This window comes from Tepidiphilus sp. HLB4 (assembly GCF_054823945.1).
Genome location: NZ_JSYB01000091.1, coordinates 1 through 281 on the forward strand (window position 1 = coordinate 1; position 281 = coordinate 281).

At 55.9% G+C, this 281-nt stretch carries 1 protein-coding gene; it reads left to right on the forward strand.

The genetic code is table 11. The features are described 5' to 3' along the window. Positions 1–101 precede the first annotated feature (101 nt). The coding region (locus tag OA56_RS10545; RefSeq protein ID WP_461585195.1) for a type II toxin-antitoxin system RelE/ParE family toxin at positions 102–281 on the forward strand (180 nt) is incomplete at its 3' end.

The following is a 281-nucleotide window of genomic DNA, read 5'->3' on the forward strand; positions in this document are numbered from 1 at the left end:
AGGACAGAGGAATTTTATCAGAGGCCGGGGTGGAGGGGTTTTTCGAGGTGCCCAAGTAAGTGCGTCTTTGAAAGTAAGTCACCGGGTGATATAGTTTGCCGATGAATCGAGTCTTCAAAACCCGCCACTTCAGTCGCTGGATGCGCAAGACCGCGCTGACCGACGAGGCCCTGTGTGGCGCCGTGCGCGAGATGTCGCAAGGGTTGATCGACGCAGATCTCGGCGGCGGCGTGGTCAAGAAGCGGGTGGGCCTGGTTGTGCAACCTTTTTTCTGTAAATTT